Genomic DNA, 17,282 nt, shown 5'->3' on the forward strand with positions numbered 1-17,282 from the left:
TTTACAAGGCTAACTATACACTGATTTTGTAACCGTATTCAATGATTATGAAAGAGCTTACTAAATTTGTCCAAAAATAGAAAAAAGTTACAATACCTTTCTTTTTTGAAAGCGTTTATAATAAAGAAGAGATATAGGGGGGATACCATGACTATTTTACGCACGGTCTTAGTCGTTGATGATGAGGCAACGATCCGAGATGGATTGAAACATATGATACGTTGGGAGCAAGAAGGGTTCCGTCTCTTAGGCGATGCAGCGAACGGGCAAGAAGCATTGGCGCTGATCCATGAGCTGAATCCCGACATCGTGATTACGGATTTGAAAATGCCACAAATGGACGGCCTTCAACTCACAACGATCATTCAACAACAATATCCAGAAGTCCATTTTTTGGTCTTGAGCAGCTACGATGATTTCCAATACGTCAGTCAATCTTTTAGAAATGGTGCCGTAGATTATCTTTTAAAACCGACACTGACACCGACACTCTTGTTGAAGACGCTACACAACATCACACAAAAGCTGTCACATACAAAAGGCTCCGTGACTGAGGAGACGCAGCTGCAAGAATCGTTGAATCGCTATTTAGCAGGGTATGAAGAACCGTTGGCTCCTTTGGCGGACTACCTTGCATTAGATCAGTCGCAACAGCAAGCCCAAATTTTGACCACCAATTTTAGCGGCTTTCGTGCCAATGATCAGCTGCTGCATGCATTAACGGAATTTACTCAATCACAACCGCAGGTAAAGACGCTCTTTTTTCAAACCAGTAACAAAGATGCCGGCTTAGTGATCAGTTATCCAGAAGGAACGGATGTTTATTCCTCTTTGAAAGAAACGTTGGAACAGTTGCGTTTTACCGAGCCAGACGCCTTCTTTACTCTCAGTGTGCCCTTTCAAAAGATTGAACAGTTGCGGGACCATTTTGTGACCCTCAAAGCCAAAAGCCAAGGACAATCGTTTTTTTATAAACGTCAACGGTTGGTGCCAGAACAAGAACTCTTTTTGTACATTGAAAGTGATCGCTTTGATACGAAGAAGTTCTTACGGGCTTTGTTAGACAACAACTTTTTATTAGGAATCACCAGAATTGAGGAATATTTTAATGACATGATCTTATCCAATGTCGATCCGACATTTTTAAAACAGCAGGCCAGCAGTATTTTTTACACGTTACTGTCCCGCTTGGAAGAAGAATTTCCCACTGCTCCACGCTTTAGCCGCTTAAAAGCCGAATTTTTGCATGCCATCGGTCACGTGCAGTATTTGGAAGATTTTTCTGATTTGTTGTTGGCGACCATTGATGATATTCGTCAACAGCTGACGACCTTATCACCGCTGGATGAAGATGATCTACTCGTTGCGATCCAGCGCTTCATTCAAGACAACTACACTAAAAGTCTGTCTTTGTCTGAACTGGCTGAAACCTTTCATTTTAGTTACACCTATCTTTCGGCTTTTCTTTCTGCGAAACTGAAAATGAGCTTTTCTGAGTATGTAAAGAAAACCCGCTTGGATAAAGCCAAAGAACTACTGACACAATCTGATCTGAATCTATCTGAAATCAGTGAAGCGGTCGGGTATTCGGATATCAGCTATTTTTCTCGCATCTTTAAGAAAGAATGCCAAGTCACCCCATCGAAGTATCGGCGGTTGAATCAATTATGAAAATCAACCAATGGATTCAGAAAAATGAATTATTCAGTCGGATCTTCCTCTTTGTTGTCGTCGGGGTCATTAGTGTTTGTCTGCTAACCGTCGTCGTGATCTATGGTCGCTCGAAAGATGCCTATGTTGCTTCGTACCAGAGTTCCAATCAGCTGCTACTGGAAAAAATCCAAGAAGATTATGAGCGTCTGAACGAGAATATCCATCGAATTTTTGATATCGTCGATGAAAGCAAAGCCGTTGAAACATACTTAGAAGGCGACATGAATCAAGGCCGTACGATTTTAGAATTAAACGAGCAATTAAAAGACACCCGCTCTTTGTTTCAAGACATCCCCTCAAACTTAGTGTTGATTGGGGTCAACGGGGGTACTTTTTTTCAAAACGATGCGGTTCGCAATCAATCGGTGGATGATTTTCTCGCCAGTACCTTTATCCAGCAAATCAATGACAATGTCGCCATCAGTCAGTATTATTTCTTGGACCAAGGCTTAAGTACCTCCACCAGCGACTCCCCTGGCTTGATGTACGTGCGCAAATTGATGAAAGAAGAAACGATTTTCGGCTATGCCCTGATTTTCTTAAAGGAATCTGATTTTTCTTCAATTTATCGTCAACTCTTAGATACCAGTCTCCACTCGATCTATATCGTCAATGAACAAAATCAAATTCTTTCCACTTCTGATCCGAGCCTTTTAGGCCAGCCGTTTGAAGATCGCCTCGTCACGGTCAAAAGAGATACTAGCATCAATCAGCTGCCCCTTTATTCGTATCATTTTACTTTTTACGATGTTTTGGATGAATCGCATCTAGTACGCAATATGAATCTGATCAAGCCAGCTCTTTTGATTTCTGTCGTCAGTATTTTACTTTTTAGTCTGCTGGCATTTTGGATCATCCGCAACATCACCCAACCGATTTATCAGCTGATTGCCAAGCTGCCTGCGGTCACACAAGGCGATTTCAGCGACAAGGTTACCATCAACGGGACATACGAAACGCGAGAATTGGGGCGTGCGTATAACTTGATGCTAGAGGACTTGGAATCTTATGTCGATCATTTAATGGTTACAGAAGCCGAAAAACGCAAGTTCGAGATCCGCTCGTTGCAAATGCAGATCCAACCGCATTTTGTCTACAACACATTGACTGCCATCAAGTTTTTGATCTGGCAAAACGAACAAGAAGCCGCCACCCAAGCGATTGAAAGCTTTGTCCAATTGTTGCGGCACACCTTTAACCGCAAAGAGATCGTCCCCTTAAAGGATGAGCTAGCGATCGTGGAAGAATACCTCGTTTTAATGAACGTACGTTACGGCAATCGCATCCAGTCAACGATTTTTTCAGAAGATGGCTGCGAAGATATTCTCGTACCGAAGATGATTTTGCAACCGATTATCGAAAATGCCTACCTGCATGCCTTTCCCGAAGAGGATTCAGGATTGATCCAGATTTTTTCTCGTGTCAGTAAGGAAGGCCTGAAAATTGAGATCATCGATACGGGCATCGGGTTCAATGAAGAGCACCCAACCAGCTCCGCGAACCACTTTGAACACTATTCGGGTATTGGCTTGGACAATATTGATCAGCGTATCAAGCTGCTCTATGGGGAAAAATACGGATTGACTGTAGAATCACGCATCAACGAAGGAACCACCGTTCGCTTGCTGCTGCCGATCCAGCGGGAGGAAGCAGAATAATTTCTTTCGTTAAATAAGAAAAACGCCAACAGAACCAGGCTGCTTCCATGAGCAGTTCTGTTCCGCTGGCGTTTCTTTCCTTAATGATAATCGTTAGTTAACTGGCTTAAGCCAAGTCTTCCCCATTTGAGGCAATCACTTTTTTGTACCAATAAAAGGATTGCTTTTTGCTGCGGGCTAATGTGCCATTGCCTTCATTGTCGCGATCGACATAGATATAGCCATAGCGTTTCTTCATTTCTCCGGTTCCTGCAGAAACCAAATCGATACAGCCCCATGAAGTATAGCCCAACAGTTCCACACCGTCTTGGTCAATCGCTTCTTTCATCGCAGCGATATGCGCACGTAGATAGTCGATGCGATACACATCATTGATTTTTCCATCTTCGTTTGGCGTATCCACCGCTCCTAGACCGTTTTCGACGATGAAAAGCGGCTTTTGGTAACGATCATAGAGATCATTCATCGTGATTCGCAAACCAAGCGGATCAATCTGCCAGCCCCATTCTGACGCTTCTAAATACGGGTTTTTAATGGTCGGGAACAAGTTGCCTTCCGTTTTCTCAACACCGGAATCTTCTGAAGCAGCAACCCGAGAGGCATAGTATGAAAAGGAAATAAAATCGACGGTATGGGCTTTTAATAAAGCCGCATCTTCGGCGGTTCGTTCCAAAGTGATTCCTTTATCAGCTAGCATCTTCAAACCATAATTTGGATATTCTCCTCGCGATTGCACATCGATAAAGAAATAGTTGCCGCGATCGCTTTTTTTGCTTTCCCAGACATCTTTCGGATTGCAGCTGTAAGGATAATAACTAGCCGCAGCCAGCATACAGCCAACTTTATTTTCTGGATCGATCTCGTGGGCGATTTTTGTTGCCAACGCACTTGCGACTAACTCATGATGAGCAGCTTGGTATTTGACTTGTTCTTCATTTTCGCCTTCAGCAAAGGTCAGCCCTGCACCGAGAAACGGGGCATGCAAGATCATATTGATTTCGTTAAAGGTCAGCCAGTACTTCACCAATCCTTTGTATCGAGTAAAGATTGCCTGACAAAGATTTTCATAAAAGCTGATCATCTTGCGGTTGCGCCAGCCGCCATATTCTTTGATCAAATGGATCGGACAGTCAAAATGAGTGATCGTCACCAAGGGTTCGATTTGGTATTTCCGGCACTCTAAAAATAGTTCTTCATAAAAGCGCAAGCCTTCTTCATTAGGGGTTTCTTCGTCCCCCTTCGGAAAAATTCTTGACCAAGCAATCGATAAACGATAGGTTTTAAAGCCCATCTCCGCAAACAAGGCGATATCTTCTTTGAAATGATGGTACATATCGATCGCTTCTTTGGCTGGATAGAAATACCCTTCTTCAAAGGCAAGCATCTCACGCTTGCCGGTAATAACTGCTCGGCGGTCCTTGCCAGTCGGAATTACATCGACATTGGCAAGCCCACGCCCGCCTTGATCAAACCCGCCTTCACATTGATTGGCGGCTGTTGCACCGCCCCATAAAAAGTTTTTTGGAAATCCCATGTCTTATTCTCCTTTTTTAGCCGATCACTTTGATGATTTGATCGCCAAACGTAATCGGGCCACTGTTAGCCGTCAAAATGTCCCCCACTTCAGTACTGTTGGTGATAACAATCGGCGTGATTACTGGATAGCCTTTTTCTTTGATAAATTCAATATCAAACGTAATCAATGGATCCCCGACTGATACTTTTTGCCCTTTTTCTGCTTGATAGGCATAGCCTTCGCCATTCAATTGCACCGTATCGATCCCCACGTGGATCAACAGCTCAATGCCTTCCTCACTAGTCAAGCCAATGGCATGTTTTGAATCAAAGACTGCTGTGACAGTCCCGTTTACTGGAGCTAGCACTTCTCCGACGGTTGGCTCAATCGCTACCCCTTGTCCAAGAATCTCTTCCGAAAACATGCCGTCATTGACTGCTTGCAAGCTTTTTAGTTCCCCTTTTAAAGGTGCTTTGATCTCTGCGCCGCTGATTTGATGTGCGGGTTCTTGCGCTTTGTCTGCCGGTGTTGCTTCAGGTGCTTCTTCTGTGACAGGGTCTTTGTATAAGAATAATGTCGCAATAAATGTGATCACGATACTGATTGCCGCACCGATACAAGCATTGGTCAAATGACGTAAGGTGTCATCGCCGATATAGCTTGGCAAAGTCAACAGGCCTGGTGATCCGCCTGAGAAATTGCGGACACGCATGATCCCCATAAATAGACCACCAAATCCGCCACCGATCATTGCTGCATACAAGGGTGTTTTAAACCGCAAATTGACCCCATACAACGCCGGTTCAGTAATGCCGAATAGCCCAGTCAGACCAGCAGAAAATGCCAGTTGTTTGATCGTAGAATCTTTTGATTTAAAACCAACGCCGATAGCTGCAGCTCCCTGACTGACGTTTGAAGCCAGCATGCCAGGGTAGATCACTGTGTCATAACCTGTGGTCATCCGGTTGTTGATACCGATAGGAACCAATCCATAGTGGGTACCAGTTGCCACGAACAATGGTGTGAAGGCACCAATCAGTAATGGAACGATCCATGGGCTAACCGTTTCTAAGGCTTGGATCCCTGTAGAGATCGCTTCACTGATCATGTAGCCTAGAGGGCCTAAAGCAACTAATGCTACTGTCCCTACGACGAAGATCGTTAGCAACGGTTTGCTGAAGAATTTGATTGCTTTTGGCGAGACTTTATCGGCGATCGGTTCAACGTAAGACATGAACCAAACACTCAAGATGATTGGGATAACCGATGATGAATAACTCACTGGTGAAATCGGCAAGCCGAATAAATGGATGCCGCCGCCTACCTCATTGACTGCTGTCACCATCGCGATAAAGTTCGGATGGAGTAAAATCCCCCCCACCATCATAGCTAAGTACATATTGGCTTTGAATTTTTGTGCAGAAGAAGCAGCCAGCAAAATTGGCAAGAAGTAGAACGCCGCATCCGCCATAAAGTTTAATATTTGGTAACTTTGACTCTCTGCCGTCAAGACATTGAAGACCACTAGCAATGAAAGAACCGCTTTTAGCATCCCAGCTGCCGTGATGGCTGGTAATATTGGAGTGAAGATCCCGGTGATCGTATCGATGACTTTCGCAACACGTCCGCGATCGTCTTCTACTGTTTCTTGGTCACTAGTCAAATTGGTTTGGGCAGTGATTTCGTTGTAGACATTGCCAACATCACTACCGATGATTACTTGGTATTGCCCACCTTTATTGACCACACCCATGATCCCTGGTGTATGTTTTAAAGTACTTTCTTGGGGTTTGCTATCATCTTTCAAGTTGAAGCGCAAGCGTGTCGCACAATGGGTCAAGCTTTGGATATTTTCTTCCCCACCAACATTGGTGATGATCGTTTTTGCTAACTCTTTGTAATTCATGTCGTTCCTCCTATTTTGGTCTTTCGCTTGTTTTTTGTGTGTCAAACCATAAAAAAATACCTAAACAAACCCCTTGGGAGTTCATTTAGGTATAGCCTGCCAATCCAGTAACAATCCTAAGCACTTGTTATTCGTTTGATGTGTATAGTTAAATAGATCAATTCGTCTTCTTCTAACGGTCTACCGAATTCTTTGTTGATGTAGTCACTGATTTTCAACGCACACGCATATTCCTTCATGTAGCGGTCTTTCAACATAAAAATAAAACTGCCGGTTCCTGCATCATCGAGCTTTGTACCGCTGAATAAGCGCTGGACAAAAAATTTCAAATGGGTCACAAAGCGTTCGTAGTTCAAGGAATACTCATCAAGCTCCATTGAAAAATGATATTTGACGATGTTTAGGATATGCTGAATGATCTTCGCCATTTCCGATACTTGACTGACCTGCGCCATATCCAACTCAGCATTGACGATGTGCAGAGCAATGAAGCCGGCTTCATCTTCCGGCAGCTCGATCGCCAAGCGATTTTTAATGATCGATAACGCTTCTTTGCCAATGAGGTATTCATGGTTATAAAACCGCTTGATCTCCCATAGCAAGGCATTTTTAATTTCCATGCCGTTTTGATAGCGCTCGATAGCATAATTGATATGATCGGTCAGCGTCAGAAACAATTTTTCGCTCAACTTTTTCCCAAGGGAAACTTTTGCAAAACTGATGATCTCATTCGCTGCTTGAATATGTTCGATAGGGATAGAAGAAAGTAATTGGGTTAGTTTTGTGACATTCCACTCTTGTGTACTGAGATAGACTTTTTCAATCTTGGTATCGTCGATCGCATCGCCCGGCTTTTTCTTAAAGCCTAAGCCTTTGCCCATGACGACCAATTCTTGTTTTTCCTCATTCTCAGAAATCACAATGTTGTTATTGATCACTTTTGTTACGTTCATTTTAACGACCCTATTCTTCTTTAGATTTCTTCACACAAAAAAATAGGTATAGCCCGCCTAAAGCGGTAACAATCCTCAGAGCCAGTGTAGCATGAGAAAAATCACTCGTCAATGGGGATTTTCAACCGCTTGTTTAAAAGCAGAAAACAGCGCTGCTGCCATTTGAATCTTCGGCAGAACGCTGTTCACTGGTTTATAAATCGCTAGCTCTCTTGATGAGAGGTAAAATTAGATACGGTTTTCGTGGTCAGCAGTTTTAACTAAGTTTGCTCCCACCACACCACCGATTGACGTAAGAGCGAGTCCTAAGACCATTGCCACAAAGCCCCAAATAGACGCTTTGGCTGTTGCATCACTTGCTTCTTCCGCTTTTTGACGAGCGTCTTCCACTGCTTGGTCAATGTCTTGTTTGGCTTGTTCAAGATTTTGTTGTGCATTTTCGATTTGTTTTTGTGCTTCATCAGAAGCATCTTGTAAGCCGTTCACGATATTGTTCGTTGCTTCTTCCGCTTCTTGTTGGCTTAGATCTGTGTTTTGAGCCACTGCATTTGAGATTGCTTCTTTATCGACTGAATCACCGATCGTTGTAGCACGATCTTGTAATTTGCTTGCTAAATCATCAATGATTTTATCAGCATCATTTGGATTGGTTGCAATGTCTTTGCCGGCATCTTTGATGTCGTTCGTCGCATCAGACAATTGATTTTGCAAGTAGTCTGGTTGCAATTCAGGAACATCGGTATCTTGTAAAACATCATTGACATTCGCTTGTAATTCATCTGTATTGACGTCTTCAATGTTTCCTGTTATTTCATCGAAGGCTTTTGAAGCGACATCGCCAGCACCTGAGGCAACTGTTTCAACGCCACTGCCAACAGCAGAAGCAACGTTTCCTAAAAGTGAACCGACTACAGAAAATGCACCGATCGTTAAGTAAGAGAGCATAACCATCATCACGATCATACTAGTTGCCCATGTTAAGAAACCATGAACCAATCCAACACGTCGAGCCGCCACACCTGAAACAAAACCTGCACCGAATAATGCCAAGACAAAGGTAATGACTGTCCAAATCAATAATCCTGTACCCACACCATCTAATGGATTATTTGATGTTGGTTCCACCAAACCAAAACCGATTGCTGAGCCGATCATTGACAGTGTCATGAACAATGCGATAAATGTTACGACCCCTGCAAAGATAGAACCCCAAGACAAATTATAGCCTGCCTCCCGCTCATCTGAACCTAAATAATTTCTGAATCCTTTTTTCATCATTACATCCCCTTTTTGTTTTTTTAACCTGTATTCAGTCTAACAACTGATTGTTTTTTTATCAATCAACTCGACTTGCGCTATCTTTTTGTAAGAAAAATGAATGATTCTGAATTGTTTGACTATTTATTAAAATAAAACAAAAATTCATTCGTGTATTTTAACTAAAAAAATCTTTCCACGCTCTTTCTTCCGATTACAGGCTTGTTTCTCAAATTCTTCTCTTGATTCGCTATTTGAAGCTAACAAGGTTTCATTAGAGAAAAAAACAGCTTTTCTCAACGTGACCCAAATGAGTGGCAATCGCGAAAAACCACCTTTGCCCAAGGCAAAGGTGGTTGTCTACTTATTTTTCTTCATTTAGTCGATCTGGCATCATGTTTTCCATAAAACCCCAAACGCCGTTTTGTAATACGAGTTCCTCACGTTCGTAAGTAGAAACCGTGGTGCGGATCAACTCATCTTGACCGTCTAAGACTTTTTGTCCCCAATGTGGATCGATCAACAATGCCCGCCCCACTGCAACAAAATCTGCATGTTCTAGCAAGCCCGCGGCATCTTTCGACGTTCGGACATCCCCTACACCAATCAAAGGAACCCGCTGAGCGATTTTTTCATAGACATACGCCAACATCGATTTTTCTTGATACGCTTTTGAAATCGATTTACGGGTATAATCCGCAAGAGAAATGTGCAGATAGTCTAATCCTTTTTCTGCCAGTTGGTCCACTAAGAACAACGTATCTTCAAAGCGAATCCCTGGTTCTTCGAATTCTTCCGGTGAAAACCGATAACCGACGATAAACTCCTTCACACCTGATTGGTCTACTGTTTCCAATACTTCATCGACGAGCTTCTCAATAAAAAGATAACGGTTCTCTAGTGAGCCACCCCATTCATCGGATCGACGATTTGAGTGAGAAGAAAAGAATTGTTGAATCAAATACGTATTGGCTCCGTGGAGTTCTACGCCATCAAACCCCGCCTTGATCGCCCGTTCGGTAGCTTTTTTAAAGTTTTCAATAATCGCTAATATCTCATCCACCGTAACTTCTCGGGGAACTTGGGCATTTGGTCGTTCAGCTGCAACCGCGCTGGCGGATATGGGTTGTGTGCCTCGTAGAACTGAGTCATCCGTCATCCGACCGGCATGAAAAATCTGTAAAATGGCTTTGGTCCCATTTGTTTTGATGGTGCTGGCTAATTTGCTTAATCCAGGTAAAAAGGCATCGTCATAAGCGCCTAATTCCCCTTCCCAGCCCTTGCCATCTTCTTGGACATTGGCTGCCGCTGTGATGACTGCTCCGACTTCCCCAGAGCGTAAGCCATAGTAAGCCAACTCATCTTTCGTAATCACTCCATCAAAGAAAGACATCTTGGTCGTCATTGGTGCCATAATGATTCGATTTTTCAACTGTAATCCGCGCTTAAATGTTGCTTTGTCTGTTACATTTCGCATGGGTTTCCCACCTTTTCCATTGGATTCATCTCGCTTTGTAAATCTGACTGGCTTGGTTACCTAAGGAGATACTTAAAGCAAATCGGTGCATTTTTTTCTCTTTTACCAAAATATACATGCACATGCATTTATATTACAAAAGAATCAAGGAGAAAACAAGTGAAAACATCTTTAGTCTAGCATTTCCTCCAAGACTTTTTCAAAAACGACTTTTGAGCGCTGCAGTTTCTTTTCCCCTGATTGGGTCAAATCAATATAGATCCCCCGCTTATCCTCTTGACAAGAATGCCGTTCGATCACACCACACAGGTTGTCTTCCATGCGCATGATCATGCGTGACATCGCACTTTGACTCAAATCAAAATGGGCGATCAAATCGTTGAGGCGCATGCTATGATTGGGGGTCTTTTCTAAGTAATAAAGCACGTAATACTCATTCAAAGACAGATTGCTTTCTGCTTTGAGGGCTTGTTCCAAGCGAGCTTCGATCGCTTGATGCTGATTCGTGAAGGCTAACCATTGGCCCATCCGTTCTTTTTCCATCCTCTTCACCACCCCATTCTCCTATACCAAGGTATTTTAATCTAGATCCCTGCGTTACGCAAGCCGCCAGAAAGCTTCGCCACTATGGCTGAAACTTTATTATACAAAACTAGCCAGCTGCTGCGGACGTTAATGAATATTTTATGATAGAATTGGCGAAAAATTCAGCAAAAACTTCCTATTCTTTTTCAGTGTTCTGGATTACAATATCTTTAACATTAAAGAATATTTAAACGCTATGTCAGCAAAATTGTGCATTTCGACACAATAGTTTGCTTATTTTAGATGCTTTAGTATTCTAAGGAAAGGATGAAGTAAACAATGAAAAAAACATTTTCTTTGATTGGGACACTGACGCTCGTCAGTTTGGGGCTTTTGACAGGCTGTAACAACGAAAAAGATACCGCGCAATCAACAAGCGAGCTAAGTCAGAGTCGTGTGTCTACTGAAAGCAAACAAAGCACGACGACGCAAACGACTGAAAGCAGCTCCTTAGCGTCAAGCTCCACTTCAAAAACTTCAACCACAAGCCAGCAATCGACGGATCACTCTGACGCAACGCAAACAACAGCAAGCTCAGTATCCGCCAATGAGTTTCCATATGCCGTTGATCTTTCCCAATATGGTCCTTCACTGACTTTTTATTTCCATGGCGTCAATGTACCAGATGCTGTCACGATTCAAAACACGAGTCCTTTGATCATTTCGATCGGCGACAGCGCAAGCTATGAAGCACAAGTCGATACGATCGCAACAAAGGAGATTCGCATCTTTTCAGCAAATGACAATGGGATTCGTACAGTAAAGGTGAATACCCAGTTAACCTTTTCAAAAGAGATCACACCCAATAGCAATCCTGACTTTAACCAAAACATGTATCTATTTACAAATAAAAAGGGTGGTCTATCTTTGATCACACCGAATTATGCGGGGAATGTCAGCGATGATCAACGAGATGTGATGTTAGAAGTACTTCAATAAACGAAAAACAGGGAAACGAAGCGTGCTTCGTTTCCCTGTTTCGTTACCCGATCATCACGGTTTCATCAGGATATTTGTAGCCAGCTTCTTGTTTGTTGGCTTTTTTCATCAATGAAAAAGCAACGGTCATGATGCCGACTCGACCAATGAACATCAAAAAAATGATCAGTAGTTTGCCAAAAACCGACAAGTAAGGCGTCAACCCCATGGTCAACCCCACGGTTCCAAAAGCGGAAAAAACTTCAAAGGCAATGGTTGGCAACCCAAAGTTTGGGGTTTGCGGCATACGCTCAGTGATCGACAATAAGAAAATCGCTACGAAGCATAACGTCAAGGTAAGGAAGAACAACGTAAAGGCACGCGATACAGCAGATTCTTTGATCGTGCGACCGAACACTTCCGCTCGACTGCGCCCTTTCAATAAACTGCGGATCTTGATGATCAAGACTGCAAACGTCGTTGTCTTCAATCCCCCAGCCGTTGATCCCGAGGTCCCGCCGATATACATTAAAATCATCGTCAGCATCAAGCCTGCTTGACTCATTTGTCCGTAATCAATACTGAAAAATCCCGCGGTTCTTGGGGTGACCGCTAAGAAGAGGTATTGGAAAAAACGTTCGATGACCGAGTCACCCGTGATCAACTGTGAATTGGCTTCGGTCAAAAAGAACCCTGCCGTTCCAAAAACCACCAAAACGATCATAGCGATCCATGCCAAGCGGCTATGCAGGGACCGTTTTTTGGACGCCGTATGCAGGAGATCGAACCAAACGAGAAACCCAAGACCGCCGGCAATGATCAAGAAACTGATAATCCCCAGCACAAACGGGTCATTTTGAAACCCTACCATGCTGTTTCCGAACAAATCAAACCCAGCATTACAAAAGGCCGAGATCGCATGAAAAACACTGTACCAAAGGCCTTGCTCCCAACCAAAACGGGGCACGAATGCAAAAGCCAGCAAGATAATCCCGCTGACTTGGATCAAAAAGGCGATCCGAATCAGGTACCATGCCAAATGGATCTCTCCAGACATCCGATCCAGATTCAATGATTCCCGCAAAATCATCCTGGTACTAAGATGGACTCTTTTTCTCGCCAAGATGTAAAAGAAGACGGGAATCGACATGAAGCCGATCCCACCGATCTCAATCAACATCAGCAAGATCCCTTGGCCCCAGAGATTGTAATGGTCGGCTACTGTCAAGGTCGAAAGACCCGTCACGCAAACAGCCGATGTGGCAGTAAACAGTGCATCTAAAAAGTTGGTACCTTCACCACTTTGGGTGACAGCCGGCAGCATCAGTAAGCCAGTTCCTGCCAATATCAACAAAACGAAGACCAGTGTGACGATCTGCGGAATCAAAAAGCGTTGCGATGCCAGCTTTTTTTTCAAACGATTTCTTTTTTTCATTTTCATTTCCTTTGACCTTTTGCAAAAACCAATGGCTTGGTAATCCTAGTTTATTGCAGTTGTTTTTCACTTATCATACCATTTTATTTTGATTTATTCTTCACTTTGATCATTCTTGTTACGTTTGCTCGTTCATTTTCTTCCAGCCGCATTTTGATTCCATAAATAGCTTCTTCCAGCTCGGGAATCGTCAAATATTCTAGGGCATTGACGCGTCGGCGAGTACGTTCGATTTCCCCTGCCATCAATTGACAGGTCTTTTCGATTTCCGTTAGCTCCAACAGCTTCGGCATGGCGTCGGTAAAACGGGCGACCGCATTATCTAACGGAACATTGGAATTCAAAAAGCCATATTCGATCGGCGCTTGCATCACCGTATCGTCATAATCAAAATGCATCACTGGCACTTCCACACTCATGATATTTTTCGTGGATAACTCAAGGGAGACCTCAGTTGCTGGTAAAATAAACATTTCTTCAATGTATTTTTCATTGATCGTGGCATTGGCTAAGCGAAATGCCTTCATGGCACGCTGCAATTGTTCTTCTACTTCTTTACGCAAGTGGTCATTCTTTTTGATCAATTCAATAAATTGACGCATGAGTTCGTCTTGTTTGTCTTTTAATAATTTATGTCCGCGTTTGGCTGTCGCCAATTGTTTGCTGAGGCGCGACAGCTCCATGCGGGTTGGATTAACGGTTTTTTGCGCCATTGTTCTCCTCTCCCGGTAAGTATTCCGCCAGTAAGGCATCGCTGATCCGCTTCAGTTCGACTTTTGGCAGTATCGCCAACAAGTCCCACCCTAATTCCAAGGTTTCGATAATCGAACGGTTGGTGCGGTACCCTTGGTTCAAGTATTCATTTTCGAAGCGTTCTGCAAATTTGGCATAGGTTTTATCTACTTCCGACAATGCCGATTCTCCTAAAACGACTGCCAATTCCTTGGCTTGCTTTCCTTGAGCATACGCAGAAAACAACTGGTTCATCGTTGCGGCATGGTCTTTACGTGTCTTGCCTTCGCCGGTCCCTTTATCTTTTAACCGTGACAATGACGGCAAGACATCGATGGGCGGCTGGATGCCGTTTTTATACAAATCACGAGACAAGATGATTTGTCCTTCGGTGATATAGCCGGTCAAATCGGGAATCGGATGGGTTTTGTCATCTTCTGGCATGGTCAAGATCGGCAGCTGGGTTACTGAACCTTTCAAGCCGCGAATCCGTCCAGCACGTTCATATAACGTGGATAGATTGGTATATAGATACCCAGGATAGCCGCGACGTCCTGGCACTTCACGACGAGCAGAGGAGATCTCCCGCAAAGCTTCACAGTAGTTGGTCATATCCGTCATGATCACCAAGACATGCATGCCCTTTTCATAAGCCAAGTATTCGGCCGCCGTCAGTGCCATTCGGGGAGTAGCGATCCGCTCGATCGCTGGGTCATTGGCTAGATTCATAAAGACGACAGAATGGTCGATGGCGCCCGTTTGACGAAAATCTTCCATGAAATATTCAGCTTCTTCAAAGGTGATCCCGATGCCAGCAAACACAACAGCGAAATCATCTTCTGAATTCAACACTTGTGCTTGACGCGCAATTTGCGAAGCCAATTCTTTATGAGGCAGACCAGAACCAGAAAAAATCGGTAGCTTTTGTCCCCGAACGAGCGTATTCAAGTGGTCGATCGATGAGATCCCCGTTTGAATAAACTCATCAGGATAATCCCGCGCTGCTGGATTGATCACTTCGCCGTTGATGTCCATAAATTTTTCTGGGACGATCTCTACTCCGCCATCTTTGACCCGACCTAAGCCGTCAAAGACTCGTCCGATCATTTGCTCGGAAACGCCTAATTCCAAAGGATGTCCTAAAAAGCGGACCGCAGATTCTCGCAAATTGATCCCGCCGGTTCCTTCAAAAATTTGGACCAACGCTTTGTCTTCTTGGATCTCCAGTACTTGTCCTTGCCGCGTTTCGCCGTTTTGCATGCGGACTTCGATCAACTCTTCGTATTTGACACCGGAGACGCGATCGACGGCCATCAATGGTCCGACGACTTCTCCAATCGTTTTATATTCCTTGATCATCAGTGCGGTCTCCTTTCTGTAAAATTTCTTTCATCGTTGCTTTGATCTCTTGATGCAAAGCAGGAATTTTTGCTAATTCTGCTTCAGGCAGGTACTTCATACGTGCCACTTTGTCTCGCAATTCTTCGGTCCCTGCATAGATTTCTGAAAGATACGCACCTAGTGTCAACGCATCTTCCGCTTCTTTGTGGAGCAGCAAGATCGTTTCCAGCATTTTGAACTGCTTTTCACGAGAGGTAAACGTATCAACGTCGTCAAAAGCGTTTTGCTGCAAGAAATCTTCTCGCAAAGACTTGGTGGTTTCCAGCAATAACTGATCTTTTTCGGATAAAGCGTCGATGCCGACAAGTCGAACGATCTCTGACAACTCAGATTCTTTTTGCAGCATCCGCATGGCTTCTGTTACTTGTTTGGACCAATCTACTTGCATTTGTTGGTCCAAAAAGGCACCCAATTCGTTTTCGTATAAAGAATAGCTCTTCAACCAATCGATCGATGGAAAATGACGCTTTTGCGCTAAGGTGGCATCTAAGCCCCAAAAGACTTTAACGACCCGCAACGTATTTTGGGTAACTGGTTCTGAAATATCACCGCCTGATGGTGAAACAGCGCTGATGGCAGTGATGCTGCCTTCTTGATCAGAACCTAAGCAAATCGCTTTTCCAGAACGCTCATAATACTCTGCCAAGCGGCTGCCTAAGTAAGCCGGATACCCTTCATCCCCGGGCATTTCTTCCAGACGACCAGACATTTCCCGCAGTGCTTCTGCCCAACGTGAGGTGGAATCCGCCATGATCGCCACGGAATACCCCATGTCTCGGAAGTATTCCGCAATCGTGATCCCAGTATAAATCGACGCTTCCCGAGCGGCTACCGGCATATTGGAGGTGTTAGCGATCAACACGGTTCTCGCCATTAAAGATTCACCACTGCGAGGGTCGATCAACTCTGGGAACTCGTTCATTACATCGGTCATTTCATTGCCGCGTTCGCCGCAGCCGACATAGACGACTAGGTCGACATCCGCCCATTTGGCGATTTGGTGCTGAACGACAGTCTTCCCTGCACCAAAAGGTCCTGGAACGGCTGACGCCCCGCCTTTAGCGATTGGAAAGAAGGTGTCGATCACTCGCTGGCCAGTAATCATTGGTTCGACTGGATTCAGTTTTTGCTTTACAGGACGACTATGACGAACGGGCCATTTTTGCAGCATCGTGAAAGACCGTTCTCCTTTGGGTGTATCTAAAACATAAATCGTTTCATCGATCGTAAATTCCCCCGCATAAACAGCCTTGACTGTTCCTGAAACGCCATGAGGAACCATGATCTTGTGATTGATCAACGGTGTTTCTTGCACGGTGCCGATGACCATCCCGGTACTGACTGCCGCGCCGACTTCCACGGTCGGTACAAAAGGCCACTTTTTCTCATGATCCAACGCAGGCAATTGCACCCCACGCGTCAAGAAGTTGCTTTGGGTGACAGACATGAAGGTTTCTAAGGGACGTTGGATGCCATCAAACATTTGTGACATGATCCCAGGCGCCAATTCTACGGATAGCGGTTCACCGGTGGTTTCGACTGGTTCACCAGGTCCGATCCCGGACGTTTCTTCATAGACTTGGATCGAAGCGACGTCGCCGCGCATTTCGATGATCTCACCGACCACGCCTAAATCTCCTACATAACAGATATCTTCTAAACTTGCATGGCCCATATTTTTGGCTAACACCAATGGACCGGATACTTTAATAATTGTTCCTTTTTCCACAA

Annotated in this window: 13 protein-coding genes; 3 read left to right on the top strand and 10 right to left on the bottom strand. The window is 44.1% G+C overall.

From position 1 onward, the window contains the following. Positions 1-147 precede the first annotated feature (147 nt). Entirely contained in the window at positions 148-1,671 is a 1,524-nt protein-coding gene (locus IGJ42_RS10760) for a response regulator transcription factor (protein ID WP_139960099.1), read from the top strand. Continuing rightward, on the top strand, positions 1,668-3,371 hold the full coding sequence (locus IGJ42_RS10765; protein WP_139960098.1) for a sensor histidine kinase: 1,704 nt from the start codon (positions 1,668-1,670) through the stop codon (positions 3,369-3,371). The genes IGJ42_RS10760 and IGJ42_RS10765 overlap by 4 nt, the downstream gene beginning before the upstream one ends. A 106-nt stretch (positions 3,372-3,477) precedes the next feature. On the opposite strand, the gene IGJ42_RS10770 is transcribed toward IGJ42_RS10765, so the two are convergent. The 6 genes from IGJ42_RS10770 to IGJ42_RS10795 form a co-directional block, all read right to left on the bottom strand. After that, positions 3,478-4,905, bottom strand: coding sequence for a 6-phospho-beta-glucosidase (locus IGJ42_RS10770; RefSeq protein WP_139960097.1), 1,428 nt, complete (start codon positions 4,903-4,905; stop codon positions 3,478-3,480). Between the two features lie 16 nt (positions 4,906-4,921). Then, positions 4,922-6,793 (bottom strand): beta-glucoside-specific PTS transporter subunit IIABC, encoded by a 1,872-nt coding sequence (locus IGJ42_RS10775; protein ID WP_429969264.1) that lies wholly within the window; start codon positions 6,791-6,793, stop codon positions 4,922-4,924. A 116-nt stretch (positions 6,794-6,909) separates the two neighbouring features. Next, the gene (gene licT / locus IGJ42_RS10780) at positions 6,910-7,746 is read right to left on the bottom strand and encodes a BglG family transcription antiterminator LicT (RefSeq protein WP_005234912.1); all 837 of its coding nucleotides are present in this window, start codon (positions 7,744-7,746) and stop codon (positions 6,910-6,912) included. A gap of 228 nt (positions 7,747-7,974) precedes the next feature. Further along, on the bottom strand, positions 7,975-9,021 hold the full coding sequence (locus IGJ42_RS10785) for a hypothetical protein (RefSeq protein WP_430615386.1): 1,047 nt from the start codon (positions 9,019-9,021) through the stop codon (positions 7,975-7,977). Positions 9,022-9,367: 346 nt separating this feature from the next. Beyond that, positions 9,368-10,480, bottom strand: a complete 1,113-nt coding sequence (locus IGJ42_RS10790; RefSeq protein ID WP_429969265.1) for an NADH-dependent flavin oxidoreductase — start codon at positions 10,478-10,480, stop codon at positions 9,368-9,370. Positions 10,481-10,651: 171 nt separating this feature from the next. After that, complete coding sequence (locus IGJ42_RS10795; protein ID WP_016613534.1) at positions 10,652-11,023, bottom strand: MarR family winged helix-turn-helix transcriptional regulator; 372 nt, start codon at positions 11,021-11,023, stop codon at positions 10,652-10,654. Positions 11,024-11,344: 321 nt separating this feature from the next. On the opposite strand from IGJ42_RS10795, the gene IGJ42_RS10800 reads away from it, so the two are divergent. Continuing rightward, entirely contained in the window at positions 11,345-12,004 is a 660-nt protein-coding gene (locus tag IGJ42_RS10800; protein ID WP_016621533.1) for a hypothetical protein, read from the top strand. A gap of 43 nt (positions 12,005-12,047) precedes the next feature. Here the strand turns inward: IGJ42_RS10800 and IGJ42_RS10805 are convergent, their stop codons facing one another. From IGJ42_RS10805 to IGJ42_RS10820, 4 genes are all read right to left on the bottom strand, one after another. Further along, entirely contained in the window at positions 12,048-13,424 is a 1,377-nt protein-coding gene (locus tag IGJ42_RS10805) for a TrkH family potassium uptake protein (RefSeq protein WP_086296973.1), read from the bottom strand. Positions 13,425-13,501: 77 nt separating this feature from the next. After that, positions 13,502-14,131 carry a V-type ATP synthase subunit D gene (locus IGJ42_RS10810; RefSeq protein ID WP_008378868.1) on the bottom strand — a complete coding sequence of 210 codons (630 nt, stop codon included), beginning with the start codon at positions 14,129-14,131 and terminating at the stop codon, positions 13,502-13,504. After that, the gene (locus IGJ42_RS10815) at positions 14,112-15,509 is read right to left on the bottom strand and encodes a V-type ATP synthase subunit B (RefSeq protein ID WP_016621535.1); all 1,398 of its coding nucleotides are present in this window, start codon (positions 15,507-15,509) and stop codon (positions 14,112-14,114) included. Before IGJ42_RS10815 ends, IGJ42_RS10810 begins: the two co-directional genes overlap by 20 nt. After that, positions 15,493-17,280, bottom strand: a complete 1,788-nt coding sequence (locus tag IGJ42_RS10820; RefSeq protein WP_016621536.1) for a V-type ATP synthase subunit A — start codon at positions 17,278-17,280, stop codon at positions 15,493-15,495. Before IGJ42_RS10820 ends, IGJ42_RS10815 begins: the two co-directional genes overlap by 17 nt. Positions 17,281-17,282 lie beyond the last annotated feature (2 nt).

The organism is Enterococcus sp. DIV1067f, assembly GCF_050543505.1.
Lineage (GTDB): Bacteria > Bacillota > Bacilli > Lactobacillales > Enterococcaceae > Enterococcus_D > Enterococcus_D entomosocium.

Coding starts and splice junctions, on each gene's coding strand:
- IGJ42_RS10760 (WP_139960099.1), top strand. CDS start 148: ATGACTATTTTACGCACGGTCTTAGTCGTTGATGATGAGGCAACGATC.
- IGJ42_RS10765 (WP_139960098.1), top strand. CDS start 1,668: ATGAAAATCAACCAATGGATTCAGAAAAATGAATTATTCAGTCGGATC.
- IGJ42_RS10770 (WP_139960097.1), bottom strand. CDS start 4,905: ATGGGATTTCCAAAAAACTTTTTATGGGGCGGTGCAACAGCCGCCAAT.
- IGJ42_RS10775 (WP_429969264.1), bottom strand. CDS start 6,793: ATGAATTACAAAGAGTTAGCAAAAACGATCATCACCAATGTTGGTGGG.
- licT (WP_005234912.1), bottom strand. CDS start 7,746: ATGAACGTAACAAAAGTGATCAATAACAACATTGTGATTTCTGAGAAT.
- IGJ42_RS10785 (WP_430615386.1), bottom strand. CDS start 9,021: ATGAAAAAAGGATTCAGAAATTATTTAGGTTCAGATGAGCGGGAGGCA.
- IGJ42_RS10790 (WP_429969265.1), bottom strand. CDS start 10,480: ATGCGAAATGTAACAGACAAAGCAACATTTAAGCGCGGATTACAGTTG.
- IGJ42_RS10795 (WP_016613534.1), bottom strand. CDS start 11,023: ATGGAAAAAGAACGGATGGGCCAATGGTTAGCCTTCACGAATCAGCAT.
- IGJ42_RS10800 (WP_016621533.1), top strand. CDS start 11,345: ATGAAAAAAACATTTTCTTTGATTGGGACACTGACGCTCGTCAGTTTG.
- IGJ42_RS10805 (WP_086296973.1), bottom strand. CDS start 13,424: ATGAAAATGAAAAAAAGAAATCGTTTGAAAAAAAAGCTGGCATCGCAA.
- IGJ42_RS10810 (WP_008378868.1), bottom strand. CDS start 14,131: ATGGCGCAAAAAACCGTTAATCCAACCCGCATGGAGCTGTCGCGCCTC.
- IGJ42_RS10815 (WP_016621535.1), bottom strand. CDS start 15,509: ATGATCAAGGAATATAAAACGATTGGAGAAGTCGTCGGACCATTGATG.